We start from the raw sequence: 13,943 nt of genomic DNA on the forward strand, positions 1-13,943 counted from the left end.
ACATCCTCCGGGCTGTCCATCAGCCAGAAGCCGGTGGGCAGCTTGGTATCAATCCATGCCGGGTCGTACAGCAGTACGTCCTCCGGCAGATAGCTATTCGACATGTCGTGTCTCCTTTCTCGCTTGAGCCTTCTTCGTGGGCTCGTCCAGCCACCGCTGGTTGCGCAGGTACCGGCAGGCGTAGGGCGCCGGCCAGTCCTCCGCCTTGGTCTGCCAGAGCAGCGCCCGGGCGATGGCGTCAATGAGCTCGTCGCTGGGCTTGAGCCTGTCCCACTCCCGCACAGCGGACACCCGGTCCTCATGGCGGGGATAGTAGGCCCAGAACTTCTCGAACCGCTCCGGCTTCCACTGGGGGACACTCTTGGGGGAACGTTTCTTTTTTCCGCCTTGTCCCCCTTGGGGGACTATAGGGGGATCTTGTTTATTAGTTTGTTCTTTATTATTTTGTTGCGGCGAATTCTTCGTGTACGGTGAAACCGTGTACGGTAAATCAGGACACGGTGCGCCGCTTTCCCCCTCTGGTCGGTCCGGGCTATCCGCCTCATCCTCAGGCTCCTCCCCGCCGCCGAAGTCGTTGGGCACGTCGGTCAGGATATACCTGGCCCTGCCGAACTGGCCGGAGGCGGCGTGCTCCTGGGTCTGCCGTCTCAGGTACCCCGCCTCCTCCAGCTCCTTGAGCATCTTGGCCATGGTGTCCTTGGAGACCTCCAGCTTTGCCGCCATGCCCCGGATGGAGTAGTCCCAGTCATCCGGCAGGCTCAGCATGGCGATGAGCGCAAAGCGGGTTTGCAGTCTCAGGCGGCTGTCCCATATCAGGTCGTTCTTTACGTTGGTGTACGGCAGCTTCCGCCGCCGCACCTCAATCTGTCTGCTCTGCACCCCGTCACCCCCTTCTTATGCTCAAACTGCTCACTGCTCCATCAAGCGCATGGCGGCCTTGAGCTTGTCCATGCGGGCAGCCACCAGACGGTCCACAGCCTCCTGCATCAGCTGTTCCATCAGGGTCAGGTCCACCGTCTTATAGCCCCGATGCTTATATTCCACCAGGCCGCCGGGGCTGACATTGTAGGTGTATGTACCGGTCTCCTCGTTGAAAGCTGCCCAGCCGAAGGGCGTGCGGCCCTGCTGGAGCGCCCGCATCATGGTCGGAGAGCTTGTCCCCAGGTATGACGCCGCCAGTGGGATGGGCACGTTATCGTATTTCATGATTTCCTCGTCCGACGGACGGGGTGCGTTAGACCGTCTCGGCATTGCTGCTCGCCTCCTTCACCGCTTCGTTGTAGGCCTCCATGGCCCGTTTCATCAGCTTGAGCTTCTCGCTGGCGGTGTAGCACGGAGAATCCATAATTGACTCCAGGTCGTACACCAGTGCCCAGGGGTCGCTCCGCCATCGGATGGCCCACTCAGAAAAATGCTTTTCCCAGTACGCCTCATCGCGCTTGGTCATCTCATCCCCCTCCTCTCCGGCCAGGCCAGCGCTACGGCCAGCCCGGTCATCAGCGCCGCCAGGGTCACGGCCCCGGCCCGGACGCTCACAAAACCGCACTCAATGTTGCCCACGGTGCCCAGGGCCATGACGGCCAGCAGAGCGCAAAAGGGTACACGAATCCAGCGGAAATTCGTTGCATTTCCGCCGCGCTTATGATATACTTTCATTAGTTGAATCTCCTTTTTCCGTCCTCAGGTCTCGCACACCTGGGGGCGGATTTTTTTATGCCTGCTGGCTCCGGTTTTGCGGATATCAGCGCCAAAACCAAGGCGAACATTTCTACAAGCTCATCCACAATTTCGTCAAACTCCGGGCTCTCACTGTCGTCAATAACATTGTCCTCAGTGATAAGCATCAGCCGTCTGGCTCCGCGTCTCTCGGCAAAAGAGTCGAGCCTGTTTCTCAGCTTGGCGCTGGCCTCCAGCGCTCCAATCTGCGGCACATCTGGCACCACCCGGCCATACATGGTGTTCTTTTTTCGCACGTGTTGCACTATCAGATGCAGGGTGTTGTACAGGCCGAACATATCCGCCACTACTTCGTCAGGCGGCACCCGCTGGCCGGTCTCGTAGGCCCGCAGACTTTCGACACTAATGCCCAGCTGCTCGGCGGCGTATTCCTGAGTAAAACCCCTCTCCTTTCTTGCCCTTTTGTATATATTCCGGCATTTCTCCGGCATGGTAATCACCTCCTTTTCGGGATAAAATTAAGTCAGATAGTTCAGCAAGCCTCCGGGACAGGCATAATCTCCACGTCTCCGTCCTGCCGGCAGATGACCAGAGCTATATCGCCCCAGCGGTCCGTGATTCGGACGGCGTTACGGGTCACCCGCTCCACCAGGGCCAGCTGGCCCGGCTCAAACTGACTATCCAACCAGCGGATAATCCGCCGCAGCTCCGGGGTGTCCCCCTGCATCATGCTTTCCCCTCCTCTCAGCTGACCGCCCCAGTCGATTCTGTACTTCCCTTCCCCACCGTGGTAGAATGTGAGCGGTGGAAGGGAGGTGAAACCATGCTAGAATTGACACCTCAAGAATGTGAGGCTCTCGAAAAACGTGCCTTGGAGAAAACCATTCAGCTTACTCCAGATGCAACCGGGATTGAAAAACTGGCTGAAATGATTGCACAGACCGCAGTACGCGCCACGATTGCAACCATTAGGGAGTATGAGCAGATGAAAGCTGAGCGCTGATTCCGTCCGCCAGTTTCTCTGCTATCAAGCCGAGTGGTTCCTCCTCTCGCCGTTCTTGTAGTGCCGCTACAAGAACGGCGATTTCTTTTGCATCGCCTTTGATTACAAGCTCCAAGTAACTTTCCCCTCCTTTCAGCTGGCCGCCTGGGGTGGCGTGCGGCCATACAGTTCGTCGATAGAACAGTACAGCGCATCGGCCAGGGCAGGCAGCTTGTCCGCATTGGGCATGGTAAGACCCAATTCCCATTTCCGCACAGCGACTTTGGAAACCCCGAGCCTGTCCCCCAGCTGTGTGCGGGTCAAACCCAGCGCCTCTCTGCGTTCTTTAATCCTCATCCAGTCTCACCTCCCTTTTATTCTTGCTTACACCTGTTCCTTGTGATAGAATGAAACCACAGGTTTTCGCCAAAGAAAAATAACCGATCTGATTTGCCTGTACGACTATGCCTGACAGCACGGTGCATTGGGGTGATAGGTGTGGATAATTCCTCAGGTCTTGATGACATTGAGTTGACCGCATCAGAACTAAAGGCACTCCGCTCTATCTTGCGGCAGGGCGCTGTATCAGACGAGCCTCTTCAGCACAACACAGAGCCATATCCTTACCTGTATCGTACCAAGCTGATAGAACGGTTCTACTCAACCAGCTTCCCGTACAGAGACAGAGGCGAACTTTCTATACCCTTGAATGCGCTCCGTGTGAGTGACCTGGGACGTATGTACCTTGCGCGCGCGTCCCGCACTAAGGGAGAAAGCCGTCTTTCCCTTTTACTGTCTGCAATCGCGGTCCTCATTTCACTCGCAGCTTTTATTCGCTCCTTCTTCCCCTGAGCCAGACTCTATTGGCCCAGGTATCCGGAATACACCAGTACACATCGTGAGTACGATGCATTTTTCTCCGGTATAGCGTTCAAGCTCTTCCTCCAGTTTTTTCTTCGCTTCTCCGTACAGGTCACAAGAGACAGAGAATAAGAGCATCTTATCTCACCCCCTTTCCTTTCACCTGGAAACTATTAGTTTTCCTTGTGGCTTAATCATAATCTCGATTTTTAAGATTGTCAATCTAAAATATCAAGAACATAAAATCTTGTGAAAATTCTATAATCTCGTTTTCTAAGATTTGTGCAGTTTGGAGGTGATTTGCTTGTCCACACCTGTTGAGCGAATTTTTTCTCTTCTGAAAGTAAAGGAGATTGAGCAGAAGGAGTTTGCTCAGTTGCTTGGAACCACCGACAAGACTGTTAGTGCATGGAAAACAGGGCGGTCGCAGTCTTACACAAAATATCTCCCCAAAATTTCCGAGGTACTAGGAACGACCGTGGAATACCTCCTTACAGGGAAAAAAGAAGCGCCCGCTGCCGAAGATGGCAGCGAGCGTGAAAAAGAGTTCGTTCAGTTGTTCCAGAAACTTACGCCGGAGCAGCAGGACATGGTGCTGGCCCAGCTGAAAGGCGTCGTAGATTCTCAAGGCAACTAACTTGGTCTTTCTCCTGGAGCTGTCGAAATAACTCCAACGCGGCAGCGAGCTTTTCATCCGGCGTCATCTCATGTCCTCCCCTCAGGTTTCCCCGCAGTACGTATGCTGTGCTCTCGTTCATTATAGAACATTCGTTTGATTCTTGCAATACACCGAAGCAGAAAGTCTAATAAATTTGTGTCCGACTTGGACACGCTGAAAGGAAAGAAGAAAATGAAGAAAACGCTCGCGCTCATATGTTGCTTGTCTGTTTTAACATTAGCCGCGTGCAACACACCAACCGCAACAGAAAGCCCTCAAGTCTCTGCCGTGTCAGAATCAGACGCCACAGCTTCACCTCAATCTCCTTCTATGGAAGAAACCGTTTTCAACACCACAGTTAACGAGGTCATCTCTGTACTGGATTCGGGTGTGGAAGACTATGCCTATATACTGCCGTCCGACATTACACCTACCACATCGGATTGGGATGCCGTTGGAAAAACTGTAGCAGGTACATATTACTCTTACCTGATATATGACGGGGTTACGCTCAACATCGTGGATTCCGCCCAGTCCGGCAAGGTGCAGAGTGTGTCTCTGATTGCAGATATTTCTAAGCTGACAGAAGAATCCTCCTGGGATTTTATCTGTTACAAATCCATACTCGTGGCCATGTTTGAGCCTGACAACGATCGTTGGAGTTCTATTGACACAGACTTAAACATCGACAGCACCGATTTTTCGGAGGACAACATCTATCTTTCGTCTGGAACTGTCGCGGAATATACGTACACAATCGTGGGCGGCCTGGCCACTCTTTCCATCGATCCGAAATAACGTGTCCAACTTGTACACGCCCCAAATCCGCAAGCGCTTGCGGATTTGCCCATGAATACCAAAACCGCCCTCAGCCATCCGGCCGGGGGCGGTTGCTCTAGGAGGTGTTTTTTTGAAAAGAGCGAACGGAAGCGGAACTGTGGTTAAGCTGTCTGGCCAGCGCCGACGCCCATACGTTGTGCGCGTCTCCTTCCGGGATAAATACGGGAAAATCAAACAGGTGGCGCTCAGCTACCACAGTAAGGCCGCAGAAGCCCAGGCCGCCCTGGACGCCTATAACCAGAGTCGCGCCGCAGGGCTGATAGCTGCTCCTGAACAGCTCGCCATGACTGTATCGCAGGTCTATGAGTACTGGTCGGGCAGAGAGTATAAGCGGCTCAATCCTGCATCCGTGACCAGCCATAAAGCTGCGTGGAATAAACGTGTGTCGCGGTTTGCGGACAAGAAAATGAGGGACATGACACTGGATCAGTGGCAGTCTATCCTGGACGAGGATGAGGAGAACGGTCTCTCCCAGTCCCTCATCAATAACGACGCCATGCTCATCAAGGCTCTCTATCGGTACAGCATGGAGCGGGATATCGTAGCCAAGGACTACTCCAAGTATCTCGACATCCCGTCTGTTGACGCCAAGAGAGCGAAGGGCGCATTTTCAGACATGCAGATGGCCAAGCTGGAGCAGTTGGCCCGGGACGGCTTCCCGTGGGCGGATACGGCTCTGATGCTCTGCTATACAGGATTCCGGATCTCTGAGTTTCTGGAGCTGACGGTCTTTTCCTACCATGCTGATGGTGACTATCTCCAGGGAGGGAAAAAGACCAGGGCCGGTAAAGACAGGATTGTCCCGGTACATCCCAAGATTAAGCCTTACCTGTTGTCCTGGATTAAGCGTGGAGGCGACACCATCATATCCGTGGACGGAGAGCCCATGACCGCGCAGCAATACCGCACGGTGGCCTTCCCAGCGATTGCGGAAGCGCTGGGTACACCGGAGGCCACACCCCACTGGTGTCGCCATACCTTTGCCACCCGTCTCCATGCCGCCGGTGTGGATGAGCTGACCATAAAGTGGCTCATAGGGCACTCAACGGAGTCAAATATCACCCAGCACTACACCCATGCGACGATTGAACTTCTGCAACGGGCTATGCGGAAATTGGCATAAGCAAAATACACAAAAATAGGATGTTAGAATCCGGTTAATAACAAGCTCATAACAGAAATTCCCGCAACCCATTGCGCCGCAAGGGTTTTCTAAATTCGATAAGTTATAGAATCATTAAGAAAAAGGGAATTTCTCATTTCGAAATTCCAGATTTTATCACATTATAGACAGAACAGCGCGGCTTTTTTCACATTTTGCGAAAAAAGCCGCGCTGTTTTGCCAATCTGATATTTTATGAAGCTCCCGCCAGGTCCCTCCACTGGATCTGATACTCGCCTTCTCCGGCGGCGCACACAGCCGCCCGCCAGCCCTCGCCGGCAAAGTCCTGCAGCAGCAGTCCCTCCGCCCGCTCTCCGGGCAGGGGCGGGCAGATCCTGGCCGGTCCGGCGATGCTGCCGCCCACCCGCTTGACCCAGCTCTCCTTCCGGGTCCACAGCTGGCAGAACTTGTCCCAGCCGCCGCCCTGCTCCAGGAACCACCGGTACTCCCGGATGTCCAGCGAATGGCGGGGCAGACCGTCCCGGTGGGGCCGCACCCGCTCGATATCCACGCCCACAGGCCGGTCGGAAAACGCGCACAGGGCCAGATTGCCGCTGTGGCTCAGGTTGAAGTGGACGTCCGGCAGGTCGGGGAAATAGGGCTTCCCCATGGGCCCGCGGACCACGGGCGGCATCTCCTCCAGACCCCAGATCTCCCGCAGGCCCAGGGCCAGCAGCCGGCGGGACGCAGCCCGTCCCTCCTGGTCTCTGCTCCCCAATATCAACAGCATCGCCATTTCCCCCTTCCGTCTCAAGTGTTATGTCTATTTTAATCCTTTTTACCTTGTATTTTCAATCCGGTTTTTGTACAATATCTGCAAAATCCCGGGGGCACGCCCCTGCGCACGCTTTTCCCGGGCAATGAGGAGTGACGTTCCATGGAAAAATTGCAGTATATCTGCCCCAAGTGCGGCTGCCGCACCTATGAGCACGACCAGTTCCAGGCTACCGGCGGCAACTTCGCCAAGCTGTTCGACATTCAGAACAAGAAGTTCTACACCATCACCTGCACCCAGTGCGGCTACACCGAGCTCTACAAGGCCCAGACCGGCACCGGCTGGGACATCCTGGACTTTCTCATCGGCGGCTGAGGCAAAAAACGGCGGCGGGAGCTGTCCCGCCGCCGTTGGCTTTCTGTATCGGTCTGTACCGGTTCCTCAGTCGTCCAGCACCTGCACGCCGGCGCCCAGCACGCCGCTGCCGATGTAGACGCTGAGGGTGGCGTCTATGGCGCCCTCCCAGAAATGTTCGTAGTTGGGGAATTCCTGCTCCATCCTGGCGCGGAGCTGGGCCATCTCCTCCGGCGCGCCGCCGTTGGCCACGCCCAGATTGTACCGCTTGTGGTCCCCCAGCGCCTTGCGCACCAGCTCCAGCAGCTTGTCCTGCACGGCCTTGCGCCCCCGGACCTTGGCCACGCTCTGGAGCTGTCCGTCGGGGGCAAAGGTAATGAGGGGCTTGATGTTGAGCACAGTCCCCGCCATGGCGGTCACCTTGCCGATGCGCCCGCCCTTGGCCAGGTACTCCAGGGTGTCCACCGAGAAGAAGGGGAAGGTGTTGGCGATCAGCTTGGGCACCCGCTCCTTCACCAGCTTCTCCCAGGTCATGCCGCTCTCAATGTCCTCCCAGGCCTGGAGCACGATGATGCCGATGCCCAGTGCGCCGCTGACCGAGTCGAACACCGCCACATCCAGGTCGTGGCGGCTCTCCCCCAGCAGCCGGATCATGTTGTAGGTGCCCGACAGGCCGGAGGACAGGTGGATGGCCAGCACCCGCTCGTAGCCCTCCGCCTTGATGCGGCTGAGGATGCGGTCGGCGGTGAAGAAGTCGGGCAGAGAGGTCTTGGGCAGCTCCCCCGCCGCCAGGCGGCGGTAGATGTCGGGCGCGAAGATGTCCACGCCGTCGGAGTACTCCCCATCCCGGCAGGTGATCTTCAGGGGCACGGTGAAGATGGGCTTTCCCGCCCGCAGCTCCGGCGACAGATCGGAGCAGGAGTCGGTCAGAATGGCGATCTTATAGGGGTTTGACAATTTCATCACCCTACTCTATAATTAGCATGTAGCATAACGATGTTATGTGACTATTATATCCAATTCTTCCACCTCTGTCAAGCGAGAAGGAGGCCCATTATGGACTATCGCGAGCGGCGGAAGGCCCAGGCCAGGCAGACGGAACAGGCCATCCTCCAGGCCGCCATGGAGCTGTCCCACGAGGACAGCTTTGACCGGATCTCCATCCGGGACATCTGCCGCCGGGCCGGTATCACAACCGGTGCGTTTTACCACCACTTCAAGTCAAAGGAAGATATGCTGGTACGGGGCTTTGCCTCTCTGGACGTGTACATGGAGCGGGCCCTGATGGGCCACGAGAAGGACGACCCGGTGGAACGGCTGTGGCTGCTGCTGTCCAGCTACGCCGGTTTTATGGAGGAGGAGGGCCACGAGCTGGTGGCCCGGTACTATGTCCACCGCCTGTCCAACCCCTCCTTTGAGTCCATGGACCCCTCCCGTTTCACCCACCGGGCCATGCTGGAGTGCCTGCGGCAGACCCGGGACCTGGGGCTGCTGATGCCGGGCAAGTCGCCGGAATGGGTGGCGGACTTCCTGTTCCGCCACTTCCGGGGCGTGGCCATCGACTGGATCCTCCACCAGGGCTCCTACCCATTATTGCCCAAGCTGGAACAGGACTATCAGTTCTTCGCCCAGATCTTCCAGCGGTCCGCGTAACCTCCCCTGCACACGTCAAAACGGGGCGCGTCATAAGACGCGCCCCGTTTTTTACCCTCTCACCACTTGTTCTCCACCCGCTCGGCAAAGCCCATAAAGTTCCGCAGCTCCACCGCCTTGCCGTCGTCCAGCACCGCCCGGCCGGTGAAGCGGCCGAACACCTGGTGCTGGTCGGACTTGATGACCCCCGCGCTGGCGCAGGCCGCCCGGTCCAGAACGGGCTGAAAGTCCATCTCAAAGCGGCCGTCGTCGCTGGTGAAGGTCCAGTTGGCCATGTAGTCGTAGCGGCCGCCCTTTTTCGGGATATGGAAGGCCACCTTAGAGAGCTTGTGGGCCTTCCCGTTGCAGAAGAGCATGTTCTCCGTGGCCGCCGAGGTGTCCCCAAAGCCGTAGCCGATGTTGAACCCGAAGGGCACCCCGTCCGCCAGACCGGAGGCGGAGCCCCAGTACCAGGTGTTGTGGTAGGTCCACACCCCCCGGCCCCAGTCCAGGGTGCCGAAGGAATCCCCCGGGCGGAAGGTGTAGGTCTTCTCCCCCAGGGTGACCGTCCCCGAGGCCCGCATGCAGTTGATCTTCTGGTTGTAGTAGAAGTGCCCCGGCTTGCCGAAGGGGGTGCAGATGACCATGGACTCCTCCGGCTCATCCGTGAGCACCACCCGGGCGTCCAGTGCCTGGCCGTCCCGGAACTTGTCCATGTGGGCCACCAGCAGCCGCTTCTCTCCGCCGGCCCGGAAGAAGAGGCCGTACCCCTTCCCCGACACCGCCGTGTCCCCCCGCTCCGAGGTGGCGGGCAGGCCGGTGCTGCCCATGGGCAGGAGCCGCATGGGGCTCCTGGTCACCTGCCAGCCCTGGTCAAAATCCAGGAGGGAGATGGAGTCCAGGCCCATGTAGGAGTTGTCCGCAATGGTGAGGGCCAGGGCAAAATGGTCGTTCATCACCAGGTAGTAGTCCCACTCCTTCAGCCGGGTGATCCCGCCCCTGACCTTGCTGCGGTCGTACACCGGCAGGAGCCGCTTGGCGTATCCCGCCTCCGTCAGGTTGCCCCTGCCGTCCAGCAGGGGGATGGGCCTTGTGATCTCATGCTGTTCCACGGCGCTCCCTCCTTTTGTCCCACATATCCGGGTTGTCTGTGTCTATTATATCCTACCTGTCTCCCCGGAGCAAGCGGGCATAGGGACAACCAGCGGGCGCATATCCTGTCTGGACGGGAGGTGGGAGCATGATATCCAAACTGCTGGCCAGACAGTGGGTGCGGGACGCCATTCTGGGGCTGGCCCTGCTGTGCGCCACCCTGGGGCTCATGTTCTATCCCCAGGAGGCCATGTCGGCGGCCAGGGACGGGCTGAAGCTGTGCTACAACGTGATCATCCCCTCCCTGTTCCCCTTCTTCGTCCTGTCCTCTCTGGTGGTGGAGCTGGGGCTGGCGGGCTACCTGGGCCGGGCGCTGGAAAAGGTCATGCGCCCCCTGTTCAACGTCAGCGGCGCCTGCGCCTCCGCCTTTGCCCTGGGCTTTATCGGCGGCTACCCCGTGGGCGCCAAGACCGCTATCAGCCTCTATGAAAAGGGCATGTGCACCCGCACCGAGGCGGAGCGGCTGCTCTCCTTCTGCAACAACTCCGGCCCCGCCTTCATCCTGGGCGTGGTGGGGGCGGGGGTGTTCGGCAGCAGCCGGGTGGGCCTGCTGCTCTACCTGGCCCACGCCGCCGCGTCGGTGTGTGTGGGCATCCTCTTCCGCTTCTACAAGGCGGGCGGCGCCAAACGGGACAGCGCGCGCCCTGCGCCCCGGTTCCAGGCCCAGCGCTTTACCGCCGCCTTCACCGGGTCCATCAAGAACTCCTTCCTCTCCACCCTCAACATCTGCGCCTTTGTGGTGTTCTTCACCGTGGTCATCAAGCTGCTCTTTCTGTCCGGGATTCTCTCCGGCCTGGCCTGGGCCCTGGGGACCCTGCTGTCCCCCCTGGGCTTCTCCCAGGAGTGGGCGGAGCGGCTGCTCACCGGCTTTCTGGAGATCTCCTCCGGCGTGTGGACCCTGTCCGGCTCCGGGGCCCTGGCGGGACGGCTGTCCATGGCCGCCTTCATGCTGGGCTGGGCCGGGGTATCCGTCCACTGCCAGGTGCTGTCCTTTATCGGCGGCAGCGGCCTGAGCGTGCGCACCTATCTGGTGGGAAAACTGCTCCACGGCGGACTGTCCGCCCTGTTTGTGGCGGCGCTGTCCCGCCTCTTCTCCTTCGAGGCCCCCGCCGCCGCATACCTGGCCGACCAGGTGGCCTCCATCGCCGCGCTGGACTTCCGCACCGCGCTGGTCATCTCCACCGTGTCCGCCTGGGTGGTGTGGCTTCTCTTCTTCGCCGCCGCTGCCGCCGCCATCCGCCGCTGCCGTCGGGCCTGAATCCCTCTTTTTTCCCCTTCTTCCCTGTTTTTGTGGAAAATCCCGCCCCGATGCGGTATACTGTTATACAAGAAAAGAATCGCCTTCCGGAGGGAACTGCCATGCTGTTTCAAAAATCCATTGAGCCCCGCTGCGCCTACTGCACCCGCTCCGCGCCGCTGGACGACGATAGCCTGCTGTGCGCCAAAAAAGGGGTGGTGTCCCCCGGGGGCCACTGCCGTGCCTTTCAGTACGACCCCTTCAAGCGGGTGCCGCCCAGACCGGTGGCCCCCGACTTCAGCAAGCTCAAGGACGAGGACTTCACACTGTGATCTTACGGAAAAGGAGGCCGGAGCAGATGCTCCGGCCTCCTTTTTGTCTTTTTATCAGCGCTCCCACTTCTCCACCAGGGCGCGGATCTGATCGGCGAACTTGGCCAGGTCCTTGTTGGTGCCGCCCTTGTTGTGTCGGATGGCCTCCATGAGCTTCTCGCCCGCCTCCTCCAGGCGGCGGTAGGCGGGAGAGCCGGCGTCCTGAGGCGCGGCCTTCCTGGGCTGGGGGATGCCCGCCGCCAGCACCTTGCCGGCGAGCAGGTCGTAGACCTCCTCATACTCGGGGGCGTGGGCGGAGAAGCCCTGCTCCCGCAGGGTGTTGGCGTAGATCTCGGTGACCGCCGCGTCGCCGTGGACCACAAAGACCTCCTTGGGCCTGGGGTTGTAGTAGTTGATCCAGGCCAGCAGGCCGTTGCGGTCGGCGTGGGAGGACAGGCCGTGGCACTGGGTGATATCCGCGTTGACGGCGATGGTCTCGCCGAAGAGCTTGACCTCCTTGACACCCTCCAGCAGGCGGCGGCCCAGGCTGCCCTCCGCCTGGAAGCCCACAAAGACCACCGTGCACTCCCTGCGCCACAGATTGTGCTTCAGATGGTGGCGGATACGGCCGGCGTCGCACATGCCCGAGGCGGAGATGATGACCTTGGGGGTCTTGTCCGCGTTCAGGGCCTTGGACTCCTCGCTGCTCTCCACCAGGGTCAGGCCGGGGAAGGTGAATAGGGCCTCGCCGTCCCGCACCACCTCCAGGGCCTCCTCGTCCAGATAGCCGTGGAGGTCTCCAGAGAAGATACGGGTGGCCTCACGGGCCAGGGGGGAGTCCACGCAGACCTGGAAGTTGGGGGCGTTGGGGGTCAGGTTCTCCTCCTTGATCTCCCGGATAAAGTAGAGCAGCTCCTGGGTGCGGCCCACCGCAAAGGAGGGGATCACCACGTTGCCGCCCCGGCCCAGGGTGCGGTCGATGATGGCCGCCAGCTCCTCCTTGTACTCCCCCCTGCCCTGGTGGAGCCGGTCGCCGTAGGTGCTCTCGGTGAGGACGTAGTCCGCCTCCTGGATGTACTGGGGGTCCCGGATGATGGGCTGGTCGTGGTTGCCGATGTCGCCGGAGAAGACGATCTTCCGAGTCTGTCCCTCCTCGGTCAGCCAGATCTCCGCGCTGGCCGAGCCCAGCAGGTGCCCGGCGTCGGTGAACCGGAGGCGGGCAATGCCGGGGAGGATCTCCAGCTCCTGGCCGTACTCGCAGGAGACCAGCTGCTTCAACGTCAGCTCCGCGTCTTCCACGGTGTACAGCGGCTCCACCGGCGGCCGGCCGGCGCGCTTGCCCTTCTGGTTCTCCCACTGGGCGTCGCTCTCCTGAATGTGGGCCGAGTCCTGCAGCATGATGGACAGCAGCTGGGCGGTGAGCCGGGTGCAGTAGATGGGGCCGTCAAAGCCCTGCTTTACCAGCAGGGGCAGACGGCCGGAGTGGTCGATGTGGGCGTGGGTCACCACAACGGCGTCGATATACCCGGGCGTAAAGTCCAGCCTGCTGTTGTCCTGCTCGTCCCGCCCCTGCTGGAGTCCGCAGTCCACCAGGATCCGCTTCCCGCCGCACTCCACACAGTGACAGCTGCCGGTGACCGCCTTGGCTGCGCCGAAAAAGGTCAGTTTCATACCAGGCACCTCCTTTTTTGCTTCTGAGTTCATTGTACCTTCCCCACTTGGGAAATGCAATCAGGAGGTGATGCTCAGCGTGTAGAATTTCCCCGTTTCCCCCCTCACCGGAGGCTGTCCACCGCCAGGCGCTGGACATAGGCGGAGAGCGTCCGGTAGGAGGGACAGAGAATCCGCCGCCCCACCGCAAGAGACAGGGCCTCGTTCCAGTCCTCCAGGCTGTAGGTGTCCAGCGGCTGGGCGGTCAGCAGGGTGAGCAGCCACACCGGATCGGGGCGATCCACGCCCTGCCCCTCCCGGAGACGGCGCAGAATGGGGTTTTCCATGGGTATCCCGCCTTTCTTCTTCCCATTCTATGCGCCTCCGGCCCGGAAGAACCCCTGGAACACGAAAAGAGCGGGGGAAAGTCTCCCCCGCTCTTCGGATCGGTGTTCTTTTACACCACCTGGGCCTTGATCAGGTTGGTGGTGCCGCTCTTGTCCCACGGAACCAGTTCCGCGGGAACCCTGTCTTTGATCTGCTGGGGCGGAGTGAATCAGCCCCGCATCAAGGCAAAGCCTTGGAATCGGCAAGAGCGGGGGAAAGTCTCCCCCGCTCTTCGGATTGGTGTTCTCTTACACCACCTGGGCCTTGATCAGGTTGGTGGTGCCGTTCTTGTCCCACGGAACCAGTTCCGCGGGAACCCTGTCCT

Annotated in this window: 20 protein-coding genes; 8 read left to right on the forward strand and 12 right to left on the reverse strand. The window is 59.4% G+C overall.

Going from position 1 to position 13,943, the window contains the following annotated elements; genetic code table 11:
- Nucleotides 1-93: 93 nt before the first annotated feature.
- The 6 genes from Q0K23_RS11700 to Q0K23_RS11725 are packed head-to-tail and all read right to left on the reverse strand — an operon-like array spanning nucleotide 94 to nucleotide 2,407.
- Complete coding sequence (locus tag Q0K23_RS11700) at nucleotides 94-879, reverse strand: helix-turn-helix domain-containing protein (protein ID WP_294522425.1); 786 nt, start codon at nucleotides 877-879, stop codon at nucleotides 94-96.
- Nucleotides 880-909: 30 nt separating this feature from the next.
- Nucleotides 910-1,206 carry a hypothetical protein gene (locus tag Q0K23_RS11705; RefSeq protein WP_294522428.1) on the reverse strand — a complete coding sequence of 99 codons (297 nt, stop codon included), beginning with the start codon at nucleotides 1,204-1,206 and terminating at the stop codon, nucleotides 910-912.
- A 28-nt stretch (nucleotides 1,207-1,234) separates the two neighbouring features.
- The gene (locus tag Q0K23_RS11710) at nucleotides 1,235-1,447 is read right to left on the reverse strand and encodes a hypothetical protein (RefSeq protein ID WP_294522431.1); all 213 of its coding nucleotides are present in this window, start codon (nucleotides 1,445-1,447) and stop codon (nucleotides 1,235-1,237) included.
- The gene (locus Q0K23_RS11715; RefSeq protein WP_294522434.1) at nucleotides 1,444-1,656 is read right to left on the reverse strand and encodes a hypothetical protein; all 213 of its coding nucleotides are present in this window, start codon (nucleotides 1,654-1,656) and stop codon (nucleotides 1,444-1,446) included. Before Q0K23_RS11715 ends, Q0K23_RS11710 begins: the two co-directional genes overlap by 4 nt.
- Nucleotides 1,656-2,168 (reverse strand): helix-turn-helix transcriptional regulator, encoded by a 513-nt coding sequence (locus tag Q0K23_RS11720; RefSeq protein ID WP_294522437.1) that lies wholly within the window; start codon nucleotides 2,166-2,168, stop codon nucleotides 1,656-1,658. Before Q0K23_RS11720 ends, Q0K23_RS11715 begins: the two co-directional genes overlap by 1 nt.
- A gap of 41 nt (nucleotides 2,169-2,209) precedes the next feature.
- Nucleotides 2,210-2,407, reverse strand: a complete 198-nt coding sequence (locus Q0K23_RS11725) for a hypothetical protein (protein WP_294522439.1) — start codon at nucleotides 2,405-2,407, stop codon at nucleotides 2,210-2,212.
- A 93-nt stretch (nucleotides 2,408-2,500) separates the two neighbouring features.
- Between Q0K23_RS11725 and Q0K23_RS11730 the strand changes: the two genes are divergently transcribed.
- A complete protein-coding gene (locus Q0K23_RS11730; RefSeq protein ID WP_294522441.1) occupies nucleotides 2,501-2,680 on the forward strand; it encodes a hypothetical protein in 180 nt (59 codons plus the stop codon).
- A gap of 132 nt (nucleotides 2,681-2,812) precedes the next feature.
- On the opposite strand, the gene Q0K23_RS11735 is transcribed toward Q0K23_RS11730, so the two are convergent.
- A complete protein-coding gene (locus Q0K23_RS11735; protein ID WP_294522443.1) occupies nucleotides 2,813-3,016 on the reverse strand; it encodes a helix-turn-helix domain-containing protein in 204 nt (67 codons plus the stop codon).
- An 808-nt stretch (nucleotides 3,017-3,824) separates the two neighbouring features.
- Between Q0K23_RS11735 and Q0K23_RS11740 the strand changes: the two genes are divergently transcribed.
- The 3 genes from Q0K23_RS11740 (at nucleotide 3,825) to Q0K23_RS11750 (ending at nucleotide 6,141) form a co-directional block, all read left to right on the forward strand.
- Nucleotides 3,825-4,157 carry a helix-turn-helix domain-containing protein gene (locus tag Q0K23_RS11740; protein ID WP_294522445.1) on the forward strand — a complete coding sequence of 111 codons (333 nt, stop codon included), beginning with the start codon at nucleotides 3,825-3,827 and terminating at the stop codon, nucleotides 4,155-4,157.
- A gap of 213 nt (nucleotides 4,158-4,370) precedes the next feature.
- Complete coding sequence (locus Q0K23_RS11745) at nucleotides 4,371-4,976, forward strand: hypothetical protein (RefSeq protein ID WP_294522447.1); 606 nt, start codon at nucleotides 4,371-4,373, stop codon at nucleotides 4,974-4,976.
- Between the two features lie 112 nt (nucleotides 4,977-5,088).
- Nucleotides 5,089-6,141, forward strand: a complete 1,053-nt coding sequence (locus tag Q0K23_RS11750) for a site-specific integrase (protein WP_294522449.1) — start codon at nucleotides 5,089-5,091, stop codon at nucleotides 6,139-6,141.
- Nucleotides 6,142-6,373: 232 nt separating this feature from the next.
- Here the strand turns inward: Q0K23_RS11750 and Q0K23_RS11755 are convergent, their stop codons facing one another.
- Nucleotides 6,374-6,910, reverse strand: a complete 537-nt coding sequence (locus Q0K23_RS11755) for a 4'-phosphopantetheinyl transferase superfamily protein (RefSeq protein ID WP_294522451.1) — start codon at nucleotides 6,908-6,910, stop codon at nucleotides 6,374-6,376.
- 147 nt (nucleotides 6,911-7,057) lie between these two features.
- On the opposite strand from Q0K23_RS11755, the gene Q0K23_RS11760 reads away from it, so the two are divergent.
- Nucleotides 7,058-7,270 carry a zinc ribbon domain-containing protein gene (locus Q0K23_RS11760; RefSeq protein WP_294522454.1) on the forward strand — a complete coding sequence of 71 codons (213 nt, stop codon included), beginning with the start codon at nucleotides 7,058-7,060 and terminating at the stop codon, nucleotides 7,268-7,270.
- Between the two features lie 66 nt (nucleotides 7,271-7,336).
- On the opposite strand, the gene Q0K23_RS11765 is transcribed toward Q0K23_RS11760, so the two are convergent.
- Entirely contained in the window at nucleotides 7,337-8,212 is an 876-nt protein-coding gene (locus Q0K23_RS11765; RefSeq protein WP_294522457.1) for a DegV family protein, read from the reverse strand.
- 93 nt (nucleotides 8,213-8,305) lie between these two features.
- Between Q0K23_RS11765 and Q0K23_RS11770 the strand changes: the two genes are divergently transcribed.
- Nucleotides 8,306-8,902 (forward strand): TetR/AcrR family transcriptional regulator, encoded by a 597-nt coding sequence (locus Q0K23_RS11770; RefSeq protein WP_294522460.1) that lies wholly within the window; start codon nucleotides 8,306-8,308, stop codon nucleotides 8,900-8,902.
- Between the two features lie 59 nt (nucleotides 8,903-8,961).
- Here the strand turns inward: Q0K23_RS11770 and Q0K23_RS11775 are convergent, their stop codons facing one another.
- Nucleotides 8,962-9,993 (reverse strand): DUF2804 domain-containing protein, encoded by a 1,032-nt coding sequence (locus Q0K23_RS11775; RefSeq protein ID WP_294522462.1) that lies wholly within the window; start codon nucleotides 9,991-9,993, stop codon nucleotides 8,962-8,964.
- A gap of 128 nt (nucleotides 9,994-10,121) precedes the next feature.
- Here Q0K23_RS11775 and Q0K23_RS11780 point away from each other — a divergent pair, with 128 nt between their 5' ends.
- The gene (locus Q0K23_RS11780; RefSeq protein ID WP_294522465.1) at nucleotides 10,122-11,291 is read left to right on the forward strand and encodes a nucleoside recognition domain-containing protein; all 1,170 of its coding nucleotides are present in this window, start codon (nucleotides 10,122-10,124) and stop codon (nucleotides 11,289-11,291) included.
- A gap of 101 nt (nucleotides 11,292-11,392) precedes the next feature.
- A complete protein-coding gene (locus Q0K23_RS11785; RefSeq protein WP_294522468.1) occupies nucleotides 11,393-11,602 on the forward strand; it encodes a hypothetical protein in 210 nt (69 codons plus the stop codon).
- Nucleotides 11,603-11,656: 54 nt separating this feature from the next.
- Here the strand turns inward: Q0K23_RS11785 and Q0K23_RS11790 are convergent, their stop codons facing one another.
- The gene (locus Q0K23_RS11790) at nucleotides 11,657-13,252 is read right to left on the reverse strand and encodes an MBL fold metallo-hydrolase RNA specificity domain-containing protein (protein WP_294522470.1); all 1,596 of its coding nucleotides are present in this window, start codon (nucleotides 13,250-13,252) and stop codon (nucleotides 11,657-11,659) included.
- 104 nt (nucleotides 13,253-13,356) lie between these two features.
- Complete coding sequence (locus Q0K23_RS11795; RefSeq protein ID WP_294522473.1) at nucleotides 13,357-13,578, reverse strand: hypothetical protein; 222 nt, start codon at nucleotides 13,576-13,578, stop codon at nucleotides 13,357-13,359.
- Nucleotides 13,579-13,943 lie beyond the last annotated feature (365 nt).

Source organism: uncultured Pseudoflavonifractor sp. (assembly GCF_944387275.1).
GTDB lineage: Bacteria > Bacillota > Clostridia > Oscillospirales > Oscillospiraceae > Pseudoflavonifractor > Pseudoflavonifractor intestinihominis.